This is a genomic window from Acetobacter garciniae (genome assembly GCF_017377735.1).
Lineage (GTDB): Bacteria > Pseudomonadota > Alphaproteobacteria > Acetobacterales > Acetobacteraceae > Acetobacter > Acetobacter garciniae.
In genome coordinates this window covers 108,251-122,854 of sequence record NZ_JAFVMH010000002.1, presented here as the reverse complement: position 1 = coordinate 122,854, position 14,604 = coordinate 108,251, and the positions used below count along the sequence as shown (strand labels likewise).

General features: G+C 62.0%; 14 protein-coding genes and 2 tRNA genes. 9 read left to right on the top strand and 7 right to left on the bottom strand.

Annotation, left to right across the window (positions count from 1 at the left end; all coding sequences use genetic code 11):
* Positions 1-14: 14 nt before the first annotated feature.
* Entirely contained in the window at positions 15-1,334 is a 1,320-nt protein-coding gene (gene mnmE, locus J2D77_RS04495) for a tRNA uridine-5-carboxymethylaminomethyl(34) synthesis GTPase MnmE (protein WP_207845120.1), read from the bottom strand.
* Positions 1,335-1,613: 279 nt separating this feature from the next.
* Between mnmE and J2D77_RS04490 the strand changes: the two genes are divergently transcribed.
* The gene (locus tag J2D77_RS04490) at positions 1,614-2,078 is read left to right on the top strand and encodes a methylated-DNA--[protein]-cysteine S-methyltransferase (protein WP_207845119.1); all 465 of its coding nucleotides are present in this window, start codon (positions 1,614-1,616) and stop codon (positions 2,076-2,078) included.
* Between the two features lie 112 nt (positions 2,079-2,190).
* Here the strand turns inward: J2D77_RS04490 and J2D77_RS04485 are convergent, their stop codons facing one another.
* A complete protein-coding gene (locus tag J2D77_RS04485; protein ID WP_207845118.1) occupies positions 2,191-2,895 on the bottom strand; it encodes a hypothetical protein in 705 nt (234 codons plus the stop codon).
* A 468-nt stretch (positions 2,896-3,363) separates the two neighbouring features.
* On the opposite strand from J2D77_RS04485, the gene J2D77_RS04480 reads away from it, so the two are divergent.
* Positions 3,364-3,756: a hypothetical protein gene (locus tag J2D77_RS04480; RefSeq protein WP_207845117.1), complete on the top strand. Its 393-nt coding sequence runs from the start codon at positions 3,364-3,366 to the stop codon at positions 3,754-3,756.
* A gap of 135 nt (positions 3,757-3,891) precedes the next feature.
* On the opposite strand, the gene J2D77_RS04475 is transcribed toward J2D77_RS04480, so the two are convergent.
* Positions 3,892-4,260 carry a hypothetical protein gene (locus J2D77_RS04475; protein ID WP_207845116.1) on the bottom strand — a complete coding sequence of 123 codons (369 nt, stop codon included), beginning with the start codon at positions 4,258-4,260 and terminating at the stop codon, positions 3,892-3,894.
* A gap of 181 nt (positions 4,261-4,441) precedes the next feature.
* Here J2D77_RS04475 and J2D77_RS04470 point away from each other — a divergent pair, with 181 nt between their 5' ends.
* A complete protein-coding gene (locus J2D77_RS04470) occupies positions 4,442-4,714 on the top strand; it encodes a hypothetical protein (protein ID WP_207845115.1) in 273 nt (90 codons plus the stop codon).
* Positions 4,715-5,025: 311 nt separating this feature from the next.
* Here J2D77_RS04470 and J2D77_RS04465 read toward each other — a convergent pair.
* Both J2D77_RS04465 and J2D77_RS04460 read right to left on the bottom strand, forming a co-directional pair.
* Positions 5,026-5,101: transfer RNA gene (locus J2D77_RS04465), tRNA-Ala, on the bottom strand.
* 99 nt (positions 5,102-5,200) lie between these two features.
* A complete protein-coding gene (locus tag J2D77_RS04460) occupies positions 5,201-5,833 on the bottom strand; it encodes a Maf family protein (RefSeq protein WP_207845114.1) in 633 nt (210 codons plus the stop codon).
* 378 nt (positions 5,834-6,211) lie between these two features.
* Between J2D77_RS04460 and hemE the strand changes: the two genes are divergently transcribed.
* Genes hemE through hemJ form a run of 3 tightly spaced genes read left to right on the top strand, consistent with a single transcriptional unit; the run spans position 6,212 to position 8,442 of the window.
* Positions 6,212-7,291: a uroporphyrinogen decarboxylase gene (gene hemE, locus J2D77_RS04455; protein ID WP_207845113.1), complete on the top strand. Its 1,080-nt coding sequence runs from the start codon at positions 6,212-6,214 to the stop codon at positions 7,289-7,291.
* A complete protein-coding gene (locus J2D77_RS04450) occupies positions 7,291-7,980 on the top strand; it encodes an HAD family hydrolase (RefSeq protein ID WP_207845112.1) in 690 nt (229 codons plus the stop codon). Before hemE ends, J2D77_RS04450 begins: the two co-directional genes overlap by 1 nt.
* A gap of 9 nt (positions 7,981-7,989) precedes the next feature.
* Positions 7,990-8,442 carry a protoporphyrinogen oxidase HemJ gene (hemJ, locus tag J2D77_RS04445; RefSeq protein ID WP_207845111.1) on the top strand — a complete coding sequence of 151 codons (453 nt, stop codon included), beginning with the start codon at positions 7,990-7,992 and terminating at the stop codon, positions 8,440-8,442.
* A gap of 136 nt (positions 8,443-8,578) precedes the next feature.
* Here hemJ and J2D77_RS04440 read toward each other — a convergent pair whose 3' ends face one another.
* A complete protein-coding gene (locus J2D77_RS04440; RefSeq protein WP_207845110.1) occupies positions 8,579-9,154 on the bottom strand; it encodes an NUDIX domain-containing protein in 576 nt (191 codons plus the stop codon).
* A 99-nt stretch (positions 9,155-9,253) separates the two neighbouring features.
* On the opposite strand from J2D77_RS04440, the gene J2D77_RS04435 reads away from it, so the two are divergent.
* The 3 genes from J2D77_RS04435 (at position 9,254) to J2D77_RS04425 (ending at position 11,246) form a co-directional block, all read left to right on the top strand.
* Positions 9,254-10,435: an MFS transporter gene (locus J2D77_RS04435; protein ID WP_207845109.1), complete on the top strand. Its 1,182-nt coding sequence runs from the start codon at positions 9,254-9,256 to the stop codon at positions 10,433-10,435.
* Between the two features lie 80 nt (positions 10,436-10,515).
* Positions 10,516-11,100 (top strand): LOG family protein, encoded by a 585-nt coding sequence (locus J2D77_RS04430; RefSeq protein WP_207845108.1) that lies wholly within the window; start codon positions 10,516-10,518, stop codon positions 11,098-11,100.
* Between the two features lie 69 nt (positions 11,101-11,169).
* A tRNA-Pro gene (locus J2D77_RS04425) sits at positions 11,170-11,246 on the top strand.
* Positions 11,247-11,362: 116 nt separating this feature from the next.
* Here the strand turns inward: J2D77_RS04425 and J2D77_RS04420 are convergent.
* Entirely contained in the window at positions 11,363-14,380 is a 3,018-nt protein-coding gene (locus tag J2D77_RS04420; protein ID WP_207845107.1) for a glycosyltransferase, read from the bottom strand.
* Positions 14,381-14,604 lie beyond the last annotated feature (224 nt).

Below are 14,604 nucleotides of genomic sequence, written 5' to 3'. Positions count from 1 at the left end.
CTGACCTACCCTGCCTATTTTCCTATACAGAACTGCCCGAATATCGCATCGAGCAGATCCTCCACCCCCACATGGCCCGTCAGGCGCCCCAATGCGCGCATGGCAAGACGCAGTTCCTCGCCCCGCATTTCCGGCCAGTCCTGCCGCATCGCTTCACGCAGGCAGGCACAGGCGTCCTTTACCCCCGCACTATGGCGCGCGCGGGTCAGCAACGGCATACCCGATGACGACGCTGTCAGCGCCCTGACCCTGTCTTCCAGCATCTGGCGCAGCGTATCCAGCCCCTGTGCTGTTTTCAGGCTGATGGGCACCACCGCAACCCCCGCGATTTCAACCGGGACCGGAGCGATATCTGTCTTATTCCCTACCAGGACGGCATTGGCAAACACAGTTTGCGGCGGATCATCGGCCGCGAACATCTGAATAACGCAATCCGCCTGTTTCACGTGAAACAATGCGCGACGTACCCCTTCGGCCTCGATTTCATCCTCGGTTTCGCGCAGGCCGGCCGTATCGACAAACGTCACGCGAATTCCCGCAAGGCTGCCGACAATTTCCAGCGCGTCACGCGTGGTGCCCGCGATGGGGGAGACAATAGCCGCATCACGGTCGGCCAGCCAGTTCAGCAGACTCGACTTGCCCGCATTGGGTGGGCCGGTAATGGCGAATACCACCCCCCGGCGAATACGCTCACCACGCTGGCCTTCGGCAATATGGCGCTCCATATCGGCTATCAGGCTGGCAATATCGGCCAGAATGCCCTCCTCGACCTCGGGCGGGAGATCTTCATCGGGGAAATCGATCAGCGCTTCCTGAAAGGCCAGAACCCGTTTCAGCCTTTGGGCCCAGCCGTCGTACATCCTGCTCAGCGCGCCTTCGGTCTGGGCAAGGGCCTGCCTGCGCTGGCCTTCGGTTTCCGCATTGACCAGATCGGCCACCCCTTCGGCCTCGATCAGGTCCATGCGCCCATTCAGGAACGCCCGTCGTGTAAATTCACCCGGTTCGGCCGGGCGCGCGCCATGATCGACCAGTGCCGCGGACACGGCCTGGATTATGGCGGGCCCGGCATGCAGGTGCAGTTCAAACCCGTCCTCCCCCGTATAGCTGCGGGGACCGGGGAACCACAGCACCAGGGCTTCATCCAGCAGGTTGTCACGCGTGGTCGCATCCTGCCATATCCGCCGCAGGACGGCCTGCCGGGGCGGGGGAAGCTTGCCGCAAAGCTGCACCAGCAGGCGGGCACTCTCCCCGCCGCTGACCCGCAGCACAGCTATGGCGGCACGTTCCACCCCGCTGGACAGCGCAAAAATCGTGTCTTCTCCCTGGTAGCCCACTCCGCACTTTCCCTTTTTCGCCCGCCGATCCTCGCTGGCTGGTTCTAGTGCAGTTTGCAGGCCAAACGAAACCGGAAAACACCGGGGCCGCGCCGCTCATGCCCCCAGCCCTGCACGCAGGCCGGACACCCGCCCGGAATGCCACGCACTAGCGCACAGCCATTGTATGACGCGCGCCATGCGATGAGGGATGAAAGTTTTGCGTTCTTCTTCTACAAAAAGAAGGCAGGGTCTTCGTTACCGGACAGTTTGGCACCCGTTTGAAAGGTTTTTTGGTTCATGCCCCAGCTTTCGCTGCATTCCCCGATCGGAGACCTCACCCTCTCCGAAGAAGACGACAAGATCATCGCACTGGACTGGGGCTGGGGCCGCGACCAGACACCAACCCCTTTGCTGTTGCGCGCGCGTGACTGGCTGGACCAATGGTTTGACGACCCGGCCGCCGCTGGCCCCGTTCCCTTTGCGCTCGACCCTTACGGCACGGATTATCAAAAACGGATATGGGCCGCCCTTTGCGCCATTCCGGTCGGGCAGACCGTGACTTATGCGGATCTGGCCGAAAAAATTGGCGGTAGCCCGCGCTCCGTCGGCCAGGCGGTGGGCAGAAACCCCATTCCCATCCTTATTCCCTGCCACCGCGTTCTGGGGCGCCAGGGCCTTGGCGGCTATTCGGGAGATGGCGGGGTGGAAGACAAAGCCTGGCTGCTCACGCTCGAAGGTGTCGAACTCCCGCCCGGTTTTTGAAAATCACGGGCAGACTATGTCTGTTTCAGGATACAACACCGTAAAACCACGCGGTAGCAGCCGAACGGCAAAGGGGCGCGCCACCCGACGCGCCCCTTTTTTGTATCAGCACTTAATGACTGTCACAGCTTTCGGTCAGCTTGTTGAAGAAACGCCCAGCACTACAATGCACGGCCGATGGGTCATTGGCCGGAGGCTGCTGATAAGCCGGCTGGCCAACGGGTTGGCCGTTTACCGTCGCCCCTGAAGGCCCGTAGCCGTATCCGGGATATCCCTGACCGTAGCCTTGGCCATAGCCCTGCCCGTAACCCTGATAACCGCCATTGTAATAGGAAGGTGGCGGCACGCCCATACTCTGCCCGTAACCGGCATAGCCATCGTCATAGTCATCGTACATGCTGCTGCCTACGGCCAGGCCCAGGGCGGAACCGAACATGAAGGGCGCGCCCCACCCCCAGCCGCCGCCGTAACCCCAGCCGTAATAGGGATAACCCCAGCCCCAGCCGCCCCAGTATCCGGGGCCCCACCAGCCACCGCCCCAACCGCGACCCCAGCCGCCGCCCCAGCCACGGCCACCCCAACCGCCGCCGCGCCAGCCGCCACCGCCAAAGTGGCCGCCACCTCCACCGAAGTGACCGCCCCCACCGCCGAAATGGCCACCGCCGCCGCCGCCACCAAAATGACCGCCACCACCGCCACCGCCGTGGCCACCACCGCCACCACCATGCTGGGCATGAACCGGAGGCGTCAGGCCACATGCCATCATGCCGCCCAACAGCACAGCCAACCCCAGCTTTGATATGTCAGCCCGTTTCATGTCCGTCTTCCCGTCCTCTGGTTTCAGACCCGCATTTGCCGTCCCATGGCCTGCTGGTTCCCTGTAGACCGTGCACCATACGACTTTAAATGTGGTGTTTATTGGTCAGGCTTCCAGAGCCCGCGCTTAGCAGCCATGCCAGGCAGTCAAGAAAGATAATAAGCCCGAATTCATAGGACGGCGAAAAAAGTTGCGCACCCGCGTCTCACTCCACCGCGAGGGTTCTCCGCTCCGGGGAAGGGATGCGGACAGGGGCTTTACGGCAATGCAAAAATCGCCGGTGCCAAAAGGGGGCACCCGGTTCTGACGGCATGGAAAAGGAGAGAATCCTGCCCTTCCCCGAGACATTTGTATTGCAATTTAAGCATGACAGGTATACATAAAATGAGACGGAGGAAGCGGAGTAACGGCATACGCGCACACTGCCCGCTTTTGCCCCCTAACCTGATGAAATTAGGAGGCCGGATCATGGCATGGAAACAAGCTAGCTTTATCACCCTGTGGCTGATTGCCCTCAGCCTGGCGCTTTGCTCGACTTTCGTCTTTATCGCCTGTGGCCTGAAATTTTCCGTTTTCCATTCCGGGCTGAACGTCGCCCATCAGGACTTTACGGATACTACGGAGCTGTCGCTCTATCTGTGGCAGTTCCTGCCCGAATCCGGCCGCTGGAACGATTATGTCTTTTCCCTGCCAGGCCTGGTGGGGCTAAGCGCCTTCCTGGCCAGTATCGCCCTTGGTTCGTTCGCAGCCCTGCGGCTGGAGGAACTGAACCATCACCGCGATACCGACCGCCAGGCCGACATGCATCGGTGGGACGCCCTGCTTGTCGGCCAGCATGACGCGCTGACCGAAGGCGCCTGAACGAATACCGGATACTGGCGGCCAGGGCAGACTGGCCCCAGCAAACACAAAACCCGGCCAGATCCCTGGCCGGGTTTTTTATTGCCGTCATCCCGGACTCCTTCCCCCGGCTCCTTCACCCAGTGGGGGGTTCGATCAGTCTTCCTGCTTCATTGTTATGTCCGACGCACTCAATTCCGGGTCGTTATTCTTGATATGGTCGGGCACATGCGGGCCGGCCGGGCCTTTGGCCTGCAGGTTCCGCGGCGTGCAGCCCGCATCGTCACTACGCGCATGGTCCGAAGGTCCATCCATGCCACCGCCATGACGACCCCCACCCATTCCTCCCATACCACCCATGCCGCCAAAACCACCAAGGCCGCCGCCCCCGGGACCACCGCCGTGACCGCCGCCATGAAAACCCGAAAACGACCGGTCCCGCCCGCAAGCCTCGTCATGATTCCCCGAGCACCCCGCCATGCCAAGACACAGGATTGCAACGCCAGCCACCACGAATTTTTGCATGTCAGTGCCCCTCCCCGCTACAGAGCGCGTTATCGTCGCAAGAGAACAGGGCCAAAGTAAAGGGCCGACAAGACAACACCCCCATCTCTCCCGCACGGGATTATCCTTGACAGAATGCCCCTTTAAGCATCCGATAATGCCGTTTTAATCCGGTTGATTAGAGTGCGTTAAGGAGTTCGAGATGTCTTCTTCCCTGTCCGGCGTGGGCAGCAGCTCCGCTGCAAGCCTGTTTGGCACGTCTTCCACAAGCAGTTCGTCATCCTCGTCCGGGTCGGGTTCCAGCTCGTCCTCGTCCAGCACGACCACGAGCGAAATTTTCAATGCCGACGGCTCCATCACCATCGTGGTGAAGGATTCCAGCGGCAATATCGTGTCCGAAACCAAAACGGGCGGATCGTCGCAGAGCGGGGACACCGCCTCAGAAGACCTGACCGGTATCGATACACTGGCCTGATCCGGCACCTGCCCGGGCCCGCTGGCGTGGCCCGAATGCGGTCAAAACCCTTGCCTGCCCCAGCGATCCGCGGGCAGGTCGGGGCGTTGGCCGCATTTTTTATATCTGCTGGTACAAATTCTCCCCGGCCTTGAAGGTGATGGGCACGCCTTTTCTGCCTGTGCCAGACCCTATCGAGCACAGCCACCGTGCCGATACGGGCAACCCTGCTGCTTTAACGGGGTAGGCCTAGGCAGGCTGAGAGGCGAAAAAACGGAGAAATCCCGACCCGTTGAAAATCTGCAAATTCTGGTAGAATCGGGGGAAGGAACTGGTGGAGCCAATGAGAATCGAACTCACGACCTCCTGAATGCCATTCAGGCGCTCTCCCAACTGAGCTATGGCCCCACACTGTTCATCACACAGGCTATTGGCCTCTTGGGGGAGGAAACGCGCTGTGTGAGGTGCGTCTTACAGCCTCCTCAAAATGCTGACAAGTCTTTATTTTCAGTCCAGCAGCACATTCATTTGCCGCAACGCGGCCATCAGTGCGAGCATGGGCAATCCCTGAATGGTGAAGCTGTCGCCTTCGATATGCCAAAACAGCAGCAGGCCCGGACCTTCCAGCCTGTATGCCCCGACAGAGGACAGGCACCGCGCCCCTTCGGCCTGCAAATAGCGGGTCAGGAACGTATCTGAAAAGGCGCGCATGCTCAGGCGCGGTTCCTCGACATGTCGCCACACCACCTGGCCATGGCGGGCCAGCACCACTGCCGTATGCAGGCAATGCGTCTGCCCGCGCAGGGTGCGAAGCTGCGCGCGTGCGTCTTCCAGACTTGTCGGCTTGTCGTACCACCGGTCCTGGCAGGACAGCATCTGGTCGGCCCCGATCACCACCGCATCCCCGCCCGCCACCGCCAGGGCCTTGGCTTCGGCCAGTTTCAGGGCCGTGGTGGCAGCATTGCAGCCTGCCTTTCGGGCCTGGTGCTTTATGCTGTCCTCATCCACCCCGGGTGTTAGACTTTCAAACACCAGACCGGCATTTTCCAGCATGCGCCTGCGGCTATGCGAACCGCTTGCCAGAAGCAGTGGCGACTCGTTGTTCTGTAATAGAGCAGGCGGCGGTACTAAAGCAGGCATGCGGGCGAGTCCCTTTCAGGTACTGGCAGGTACTGGGGTTGAAACTGGCTGTGAGTACTTTCCCGAGTACCGGGGTACATGTGGATTGTACGCAGCCCCGAGCATGGCCGTACCGAGTACCGGGCACAACTTGCAGCTTGGCTGTACCAGTGAGTTGTACACAGCCTTACTCTGGATAATTCTGGATAAGCCGAAAAAACCCATATTTTGCAAGCCTGTGCAATCTGTACACAGTGTGGGAAAGCTGGGGTACATTTTCGGAATGTCGGGTACCCCGTCATCCACAGTACCCTCTACCTACAACAATCTCTTTTCTTTCTTTTTTTATAGGAAGAAGGGCGTGGACAGCGTGAAAAAAGACGTGCAGGACTTTTGACCATGACAACGCATACGCAAATTCCCCCCGCCAAGCGGCTGTTACGAACCCTGAATGGGGAAGCCCTGTGGCCCCCGCCCATGTGGCTGATGCGCCAGGCCGGCCGGTTCCTGCCAGAATTCCGGGCCATGCGGGCCCAGGCGGATTTTCTGACGCGCTGCATGACACCCGATATCGCAACGGAACTGACGCTCCAGCCCATCCGCCGTTTCGGCATGGACGGGGCCATCCTGTTTTCCGATATCCTGATCCTGCCCTGGGCCATGGGGCAGTCACTGCGTTTTGTGGCGGGCACAGGCCCGGTGCTGGGGGCGATCCGGTCCGAACAGGACCTGAACGCCCTGGATCCCGCCCGCATTGCCGAAGTCACGGCCCCGGTGCTGGAAACGCTTTCGCGGCTGAATGCGATCCTGAACGGGCCTGACAGCATAGGGGCCGCAGCCCCCGGTGCCACGACGCTGATCGGCTTTACCGGTTCGCCCTTTACGGTTGCGTGCTACATGGTCGAAGGCAAGGGCTCGCGCGAATTCGCCACCACCCGCCAGATGGCGTTCTGCGAACCCAAACTGTTCGGCCGTCTCATGGACCTGCTGACACAGACCACGGCCGATTATCTGTGCGCGCAGATCGCAGCCGGGGCGGAAGCCGTCATGCTGTTCGATTCCTGGGCCGGGCTGCTCCCCCCCGATGAATTCCGCCGCCACGTGATCGCGCCCACGCGCCAGATCGTCCAGGCCATCAAGGCGCGGTATCCGCATGTGCGCGTTGTCGGTTTTCCGCGCCTGGGCGGGGTCATGATCGGGGAATATGCGCGCGAGACCGGGGTGGATGTCGTGGCCCTGGATACCGGGGCGGATATGCGCGTGGTGCGTGACATGGTGCCTGCGCATATCGGCCTTCAGGGCAATCTGGACCCGGTGGCCGTTCTGGCCGGTGGGGAAGCCATGCGGGCCGAAGCCCTGAATATTCGCGAGGCCGGGCGCGGGCGGGCGCATGTCTTCAACCTCGGCCATGGTGTCATCCCCGAAACGCCGGTGGAGCATGTGGTGGATCTGGTGCGCACCGTGCGGGAGACAGCCTGATGGCAGGCCCCCGGCCAGACAACGCTGCGGCGCACCCGCCCAGGCTGGTGATTTTCGATTGCGACGGCGTGCTGGTGGACAGCGATGAACCGTGCTGCCTGATCTGCGCGCAGGAGGCCCGCAAAGCCGGCATGGACGTGCCGGACGATCAGGCGGTGCAGACATTCTCGGGCATGGCGCTGCCGCTGATTCAGGACCTGATCGAACGCAGGACCGGCCGCTCGCTCGGCCCGGACTGGGCCCATACCATGCAGGCCCGTTTTGTCGCCGCCATGAGGGAAGGGGTCGAACCCGTGCCCGGCGTGCATGCCATGATCGAGGCGGTGAAAAAACTCGGCCTGCCCATGCGGGTGGCGTCCAATTCCTCGATGGAGGAAATGACCGTCAAGTTCGCGGCAACCGACCTTGCGCCGCATTTCGTGGGCCGGACCCATTCCGCGCGCGACCTGGGCGTGCCCAAGCCCCGGCCGGACATCTATCTCCAGGCCGCGCGGGATGAGGGGGTCGCTCCCCGCGACTGTATCGTGCTTGAGGATAGCGACCCCGGTGCACGGGCGGCGGTGGATGCGGGCATGACCTGCGTTGTGCTGCGCGCGGCGGATCAGCCCCTGCCGGACTGGCCGGGATTGATCCGGATTGAAAAACTGTCCGATTTTCCAAAAATTCTTCAAACCCGCCTGAATGCGTAGGATATTGGCATGGTGATAGACGCGCTCCTGCCCTGGACCCGCTGGCTGGTGGCCTTTCATGTCATGTCCGTCATGGCGTGGATGGCCGGATTGTTCTATTTGCCCCGGCTTTTTGTCTATCATTGCCAGGTTCAGCCGGGTACTGCGGAAAGTGAGCGGTTCAAGACCATGGAACGCCGCCTGCTGCGCGCGATCACCACGCCGGCCATGTGCGCGAGCTTCCTGTTCGGAACGCTTCTGGTCCTGACCCCCGGTGCGGTGGACTGGCAGGCGGGGTGGTGGCATCTCAAGCTTGCCAGCGTGGTGCTGATGGCGGGTTTCAACGGCCTGTGCGCGCGCTGGCGCCGTGAATTCGCCCGTGACGACAACAGGCATTCCGAAAAATTCTACAGGATTGCGAACGAAATCCCGACAGTGCTGATGATGGTCATTGTCATCATGGTGATCGTCCGCCCCTTTTAAGAAGCTGTTTCAAAACCCCGGTTGATAAAAGGATAAAAGTTTATGGGCGTCGCCTTTTTTCAAAAAGGTGGCATTCCTTTAAGATTTTTTCAAAAAGCTCCACCATAAACTTTTATCCTTTTTATTGCTGGGCTGTTCAGATCAGGCCCTTGAGCTTGATCAGCCCGAAGGCTGCGATCGTGACCATGCAGGTGATCTCGCCCAGGCGGATCATTTCCTCGAAGCGCGAAAGTGCGATGGTATGGGACGTCATGCCTTCTTCCGTGTCTTCCAGCGCGGTGGGGCCCTGTGTCAGCCCGGTGGCAAGATAGACATGGCCTTTCTGGCTGGAATAACCCGCCCCCTGGTACAGCAGCCCTGCATGAACCAGGGTTTGCGCGCGCAGGCCGGTTTCCTCACGCAGTTCTCCGGCCGCGACCTCGTGCGGCGGGGCATCGGGCCTGTCTTCCCACATTCCCATTGGCAGTTCCCACAGATAGGCCCCCACCGGGTAGCGGTATTGGCGGACAAGCGTTACGGTAAGGGCGCCAGTATCGTCCCGCCCCACCGGCAGGATGACGACAAAGTCACCCCGTTCCACTACCCCGTACAGGCCGGTCTTTCCGTTGGGGCGGCGTATGATATCCTCCCGCACCGTGGTCCAGGGGTTCTGGTAGGCAATACGCGATGACACGGTAACATAGCCGCCTGCATCCGCTGGGGGGTTGGTCATGACGGACATCCTTCCCTGCTGGGGTCTTGCGTCTTTCAGGCCGTGGTGACGCGGTATGAATGTATTTGATAGAACATATGAACGACTAAGGTCACGTTGATGTTAAAACTAGATACGGCAACGCGCAGCATACTGGCAGTCGTTCTCTTTACCCTGCTCTGCTATATCGAAATCGGCCTGCAGATGGTTGTCGTCTCCCTGTTCGTCAAGGAACGGCTGGGGTTCTCCCTTGTCTGGGCCGGTTTTGCCGTCTCCGTTCAGTATCTGGCCACTTTTGGTTCCCGCGGGTGGGCCGGTAACCGGATCGATATCATCGGCCCCAAGAAGGTCGTGGTGCGGGGGCTGGTGACCGGCGTGCTGTCGGGGCTGGTGCTGGTGGCGGCCCAGACGGTGGCAGCCCGCCCCATGGCGGCCTTCGCACTCGTACTTCTCGCCCGCATCGCACTGGGTATTTCCGAAAGCATGGTAGCAACGGCCGCACTGGTCTGGAACATCCGCCGGGTGGGTACTGCGCATACCGCACAGGTTATTTCCTGGAACGGTGTGTGTTCCTATGGCGGTATTGCCCTGGGTGCGCCGGTGGCCATGGGGATCTACCAGAATACGCCCCCCGTCATGGGCGGGCTGAGTGCGGTGGGGCTGTGCTGTGCCGCGCTGATGGCCCTGGGCCTGCCCTGGGCCGCCATGCAGCCCGCCGTCCGCCCGCTGGAAGAAGGTAAACGCCTGCCGTTCCTGTCCGTGCTGGGCAAGGTCGCGCCCTATGGCGTCGTGCTGGCGGGCGGGTCTATCGGCTTTGGGGCCATTTCCAGCCTGTATGCCCTGTATTTTGTCGATCGGTCGTGGCAGGGGGCGGCAACCGGCCTTTCGGCCTTTGGTGTGATCTTCGTGCTGACGCGCTTCGTGCTGACCGGGCAGATCGCACGCCACGGGGGGCTGCGGGTTGCCATGGCTTCGCTCCTGGCCGAAGCCTGTGGCCTGGCGGCGATTGCCCTGGCCCCCACGCCTGTTCTGGCCGATCTGGGGGCGGCCCTTGCCGGGGCGGGCTTTGCCCTGCTGTTCCCCGCATTGGGGGTCAGTGCCGTGGCCAAGACCGGGCCCGAAAGCCGGGGGGCGGCCATAGGGGCGTTTTCGGTGTTTCTGGATATCGCCATTGGCCTGTCAGGCCCCCTTTTGGGCATGATCGTGCCGTTGGGCGGGTATATGGGCGTGTACCTGAGCGCTGCGGTGTTCAGCGTGCTGGGGGCTGCGATCTGTCTTGGGCTGATAAGCCGCGAAGGCTGATCGGGCGGCCCCCCCGCCCTTTGCTAAGGGCGCAAAATCTGGCCTAATCACGGGCAAACGGAAAATGGAGAAAAGCTGGTATGTCGTCGCACGCAGGGTCTGTGGCCGTTTTTTGTGGCTCCCGCATGGGGAATAACCCCGTGTATCACCGCACAGCACAGATCGCGGGGGAATTTCTGGCACAGAATTCCGTGCGGCTGATCTATGGTGGGGGGGCGAACGGGCTGATGGGCGTGGTGGCCGACGCCGCCATTCGCGCCGGCGGGGCGGTGACCGGCGTTATCCCCGATTTCTTGAAAACGCGTGAAAAAATGCATGAACGCGTATCCGAACTGATCGTGACAAGCTCCATGCATGAACGCAAGCAGATCATGTTCACCCGGGCCGATGCGTTCTGGGTTCTGCCCGGTGGCTTCGGCACCTTCGATGAAATGGTGGAGATCCTGACCTGGAAGCAGCTGGGCCGCCACGACAAGCCCATTGTGCTGGTCAATGTCGCGCAATGGGGCAATGCGGTGCTGGCCATGCTGGATGAAGCCGTAAGCCAGGGCTTTGCCTCGGCCAATGCGCGTGCCATGATCCAGGTTGTGCCCGATGTGGCATCGGCCCTGGCGTGCTCCGCGCCCGAACGGCGCGAAAGCACCTATCCGGTAGACACGCTGTAAACCCCCGGACAACCGGTATTTCTGCTCTTGCCTCCCTGCCCCGAGCGCTGTATAGGCACATTACCAAATCGGAGTGTAGCTCAGCCTGGTAGAGCACTGTGTTCGGGACGCAGGGGCCGGAGGTTCGAATCCTCTCACTCCGACCAGGAACGCGCCTGTCGCGTTCGGGCCTCTTATTCCCCCTGTTTTCATGCAAAATTAGCAGCCAGTCGGCGTGTTATCCGCTTTGCGCGTGGTCATACCCCGTATCCATGGCCGGCGTTCAGACCCGTTCCTTCGCCGCTTTCTGCACCAGGCGCAGCCAGGGGTGGCGATGTTCCAGAAGGGCGACCACCCGTTCCTTGTGGGCTGTGGTTTCGGTTACGCTGTTTGTCATGGAATGGGGGTGCACACGGTATTCGGCCAGTATGGTGGGTACATGGGTGCCGCGCAGGCCCAGTTCGGCCAGTGAGCACCACAAATCGTAATCCTCCCACCCCATGGCCGCGGGGTTCGTGTAATACCCGCCCGCCGCCGCCCAGGCCCATTTGGCCACCAGGGCCAGCGCGTCGATATAATTCCCGGCCATGAACCGCATGGGTTCGAAGGGATCTTCCCCCATTGTCTGTGTGTGGCCCGGCGCGCCAAACTGCGCCATGACGGGGTAGGCATAGGCCGTCATGTCATCCATGGCGGCCAGCAGGCGGGCGCAGGCCGAGGGCAGCAGCCGGTTATCGGCGTCCAAAGGCAGGAAGAACGGTGTTTCCGTATGGGCGACGCCGCAATTCCGCGCAGCCCCCAGTCCCGCGTTCTGGCGGGTTCGCAGCAGCAGCAACCGGTTGAAACGCGCGCTGTGGCGGGTCATCCAGGCCTGGATCAGGGGTGGGGACTCGTCAGTCGAGCCATCGTCCACCACGATCAGGTCCAGAAGCTGCAGGGTCTGCGCCCTGACCGACTCCAGCGCCTCCAGCACCAGATGGGCATAGTTGTAATTGGTGATCACCACGCTGATGACCGCATTTTCCAGCCTGTCCTGTTCGAACAGCACCGTGCAGTCGGGTATGTCGGGCAGGCTTTGTGCGTGCTCCCGCGTGCGGGCGATCAGGGTCTCGGCCGCGCGGGCGGCGGCGTCCTCACCGCCCAGGCTGGCCAGAAGCGTGCGAAAAAGCCGGGTCTGGCGTTGCGGTCCGAACTGCCACAGCACGGCGTGGTGGGCGTCGCGCGCCATGCGGGCGCGCAATTCCGGCTTGTCCACCAGCAGGCGCAGGGCGTCTTCCCATTCCGGCTGGGTGTCGGCCAAAAGGCCCGTGCGGCCATGTACTACGCATTGGCGGAATGGCGCTGTGGGGGAGGCAATACAGGGCACGCCTGCCAGGGCGGATTCGAAAAACTTGATCTCGCTCTTGGCATTGCAAAAAGCGCTCTGTACCTCCAGCGGGGCGATACAGATGTCAAACCGCGCCAGTTCCTGCGCCAGATCCGCAAGGGGCACCATATCGCGCCATTCGATCTGGGCGGCGACCGGTTCCAGGGCGGGAAATTCGTCGGTCAGCAGCACGGGCCGGCGGGTTTCGGCTTCGCGGAACAGGACAAGCCGGACCTGCGGTTTTTCGCGCAGGATGGCGACAAGGGCCGCACAGGCGCAGGCAAAATCCTTCTGGTGCGTGCGTGAACCCGTGGCATAGCCGATCCGCACCAGCCCGTCGGAAGGTGCTGCCTTTTTCGCCCGGCAGGCCAGCCGCGCCTGGGCGAGAAAGGCAGCGTCATATGTATTGGGCACGGTATGGGTCACGGGGCGGTAGACGCGCATGGCGTCGGCCAGCGTATCGGTCGGGGCAAAACCCATATCCGCCTGCATCAGGGTGCGTTGCATGTCGGTAAAAACGGTTTCGATCCGCTCTTCCGTCGTTCCCGCGCTGCGGATGCCATCGATCAGGTCGATCCGGGCAAGATGGGGGATGAAGGTCAGGTCATCCGTATCGAAAATGATCCGTGCGCCTTTCTGCCGTGCCAGTTGCAGCATGATGCTGACATGCCCGCTATACCCCACCCGCCACAGAACCACCACGTCGGCCCAGGCAATGTCGCCGGGGGTAACACCGGCGCAGTCCTTCCACGCGGCGGGGTAGCCCGCGCGCTGGCAGGCGGCGGCGTTGCGCACGCAGCGATACTGCATGCCCGGCGTATCCGGCTCCCCCGCGACAAACAGGACATGCAACGCAGTTGGGGTGGCCTGCCCGCGTGCTGGCTCCACGGTGGTCCCGGGCATGCCGGGCTTGCCTGCGGGAAGGGGTGGAAGTGCGACGGCGGAGGGCGATGGCAGGTCGGGGAGCGGGAATGGTCCCTTCAGCATCGTGCGGGCCAGCAGCCGTACAAGGCCCGGCACGGAAGACACTCCCCGCCGGATCGGTTCGAACCGTGCACTGGCATCCGCCATTCTGCGGGCCAGCGCCTGGTTGTGTTCATAATCCGCCTGCGCGCGGGCGCGGCTGGCTGCGGCATCGGCATGCAGGGCGGACAGTTCCAGGCCCTGCTGGCTTGTGCGAACCTGCAGGGCCAGACTGTCGGCGCGCAGGGTTTCCAGTTCGGCTTGCAGGGCGTGGTTCTGCCGGGTGGCCCGGGCCAGTTGCACCTTGTCCAGCCAGGCCTGCCCCGCAAAATCCATGCGCTGGCGCAGGCGGATGATATCATGCGCGTTGCAGGGCCCGTCGGGCATGAAAAAAGGGGCCAGACAGTCCGGCACCGGGCGTGCGGCCAAAACCCCCAGACCGTTACCCTGTGCAAAACGGCAGCATAAAACCTGTTGCGGGTACGCCAGATTTTGCCATTCCTGTGCCTCTGTCGGTTCCGCCTGCGCCGCATGGGGCGTGGGCGTTGGAGCACCTTCAAGCAGGATCACGCTGCCGGGTGCCGCTGCGGGCAGGGTGTTTCCGTCCTGCGGGTTCACGGGCCAGGCCTGCCATGCGGATTGCGCCAGATAATGGAGCCCCGGGGTTTGAAGCTGGGGCAGACAGAGCGTTTCATGAACAACAAGCTGGGTCGGCAAGGCGCGGATATGCAGGAAAAAGGCCAGTGTGTCGCGCACGGTCCGGCTGGCGCCCACCAGTGTCAGTGTGGGGGGCGCGGTGTTTGCGATCAGCCACATCAGGCAGGGCAGATGCTCGCACCCTGCCGTATCCGTGTTGTGCAGGATCACCGGATCGAACAGAACCGAGCGCGTTCCCCGCTGCGGGTGAACGCGGTGCGTATCGGGGGCGGGATCATGTGCCAGATCGAAGGTATTGGCGTGTTTGTCGGGCATGAAGACGGAACCAGCCTGATGGTACGGGGCGCAAAACCGGGTTGTCACAAGTGCCGGCCTGCGGACCCGCCGCCCTCCCGGGGGGAAAGAGCGGGCCCGACAGGGCGTGCAGGTCATGATGTAGGGATCAAGGATGGGGATAAGGTTAATGAAAGCTGTACAAAACCAGAATAATTAACCTCATATTAAGATGAATACAGGCATCAATAAAATATTCATAAAAT

Bases quoted from the DNA above. Each gene is read 5' to 3' on its own strand.
- J2D77_RS04435 (WP_207845109.1), top strand. From the start codon at position 9,254: ATGTTAAAACTAGATACGGCAACGCGCAGCATACTGGCAGTCGTTCTC.
- J2D77_RS04490 (WP_207845119.1), top strand. From the start codon at position 1,614: ATGCCCCAGCTTTCGCTGCATTCCCCGATCGGAGACCTCACCCTCTCC.
- J2D77_RS04485 (WP_207845118.1), bottom strand. From the start codon at position 2,895: ATGAAACGGGCTGACATATCAAAGCTGGGGTTGGCTGTGCTGTTGGGC.
- J2D77_RS04450 (WP_207845112.1), top strand. From the start codon at position 7,291: ATGGCAGGCCCCCGGCCAGACAACGCTGCGGCGCACCCGCCCAGGCTG.
- J2D77_RS04420 (WP_207845107.1), bottom strand. From the start codon at position 14,380: ATGCCCGACAAACACGCCAATACCTTCGATCTGGCACATGATCCCGCC.
- J2D77_RS04440 (WP_207845110.1), bottom strand. From the start codon at position 9,154: ATGACCAACCCCCCAGCGGATGCAGGCGGCTATGTTACCGTGTCATCG.
- J2D77_RS04475 (WP_207845116.1), bottom strand. From the start codon at position 4,260: ATGCAAAAATTCGTGGTGGCTGGCGTTGCAATCCTGTGTCTTGGCATG.
- J2D77_RS04460 (WP_207845114.1), bottom strand. From the start codon at position 5,833: ATGCCTGCTTTAGTACCGCCGCCTGCTCTATTACAGAACAACGAGTCG.
- J2D77_RS04430 (WP_207845108.1), top strand. From the start codon at position 10,516: ATGTCGTCGCACGCAGGGTCTGTGGCCGTTTTTTGTGGCTCCCGCATG.
- J2D77_RS04480 (WP_207845117.1), top strand. From the start codon at position 3,364: ATGGCATGGAAACAAGCTAGCTTTATCACCCTGTGGCTGATTGCCCTC.
- hemJ (WP_207845111.1), top strand. From the start codon at position 7,990: ATGGTGATAGACGCGCTCCTGCCCTGGACCCGCTGGCTGGTGGCCTTT.
- hemE (WP_207845113.1), top strand. From the start codon at position 6,212: ATGACAACGCATACGCAAATTCCCCCCGCCAAGCGGCTGTTACGAACC.
- J2D77_RS04470 (WP_207845115.1), top strand. From the start codon at position 4,442: ATGTCTTCTTCCCTGTCCGGCGTGGGCAGCAGCTCCGCTGCAAGCCTG.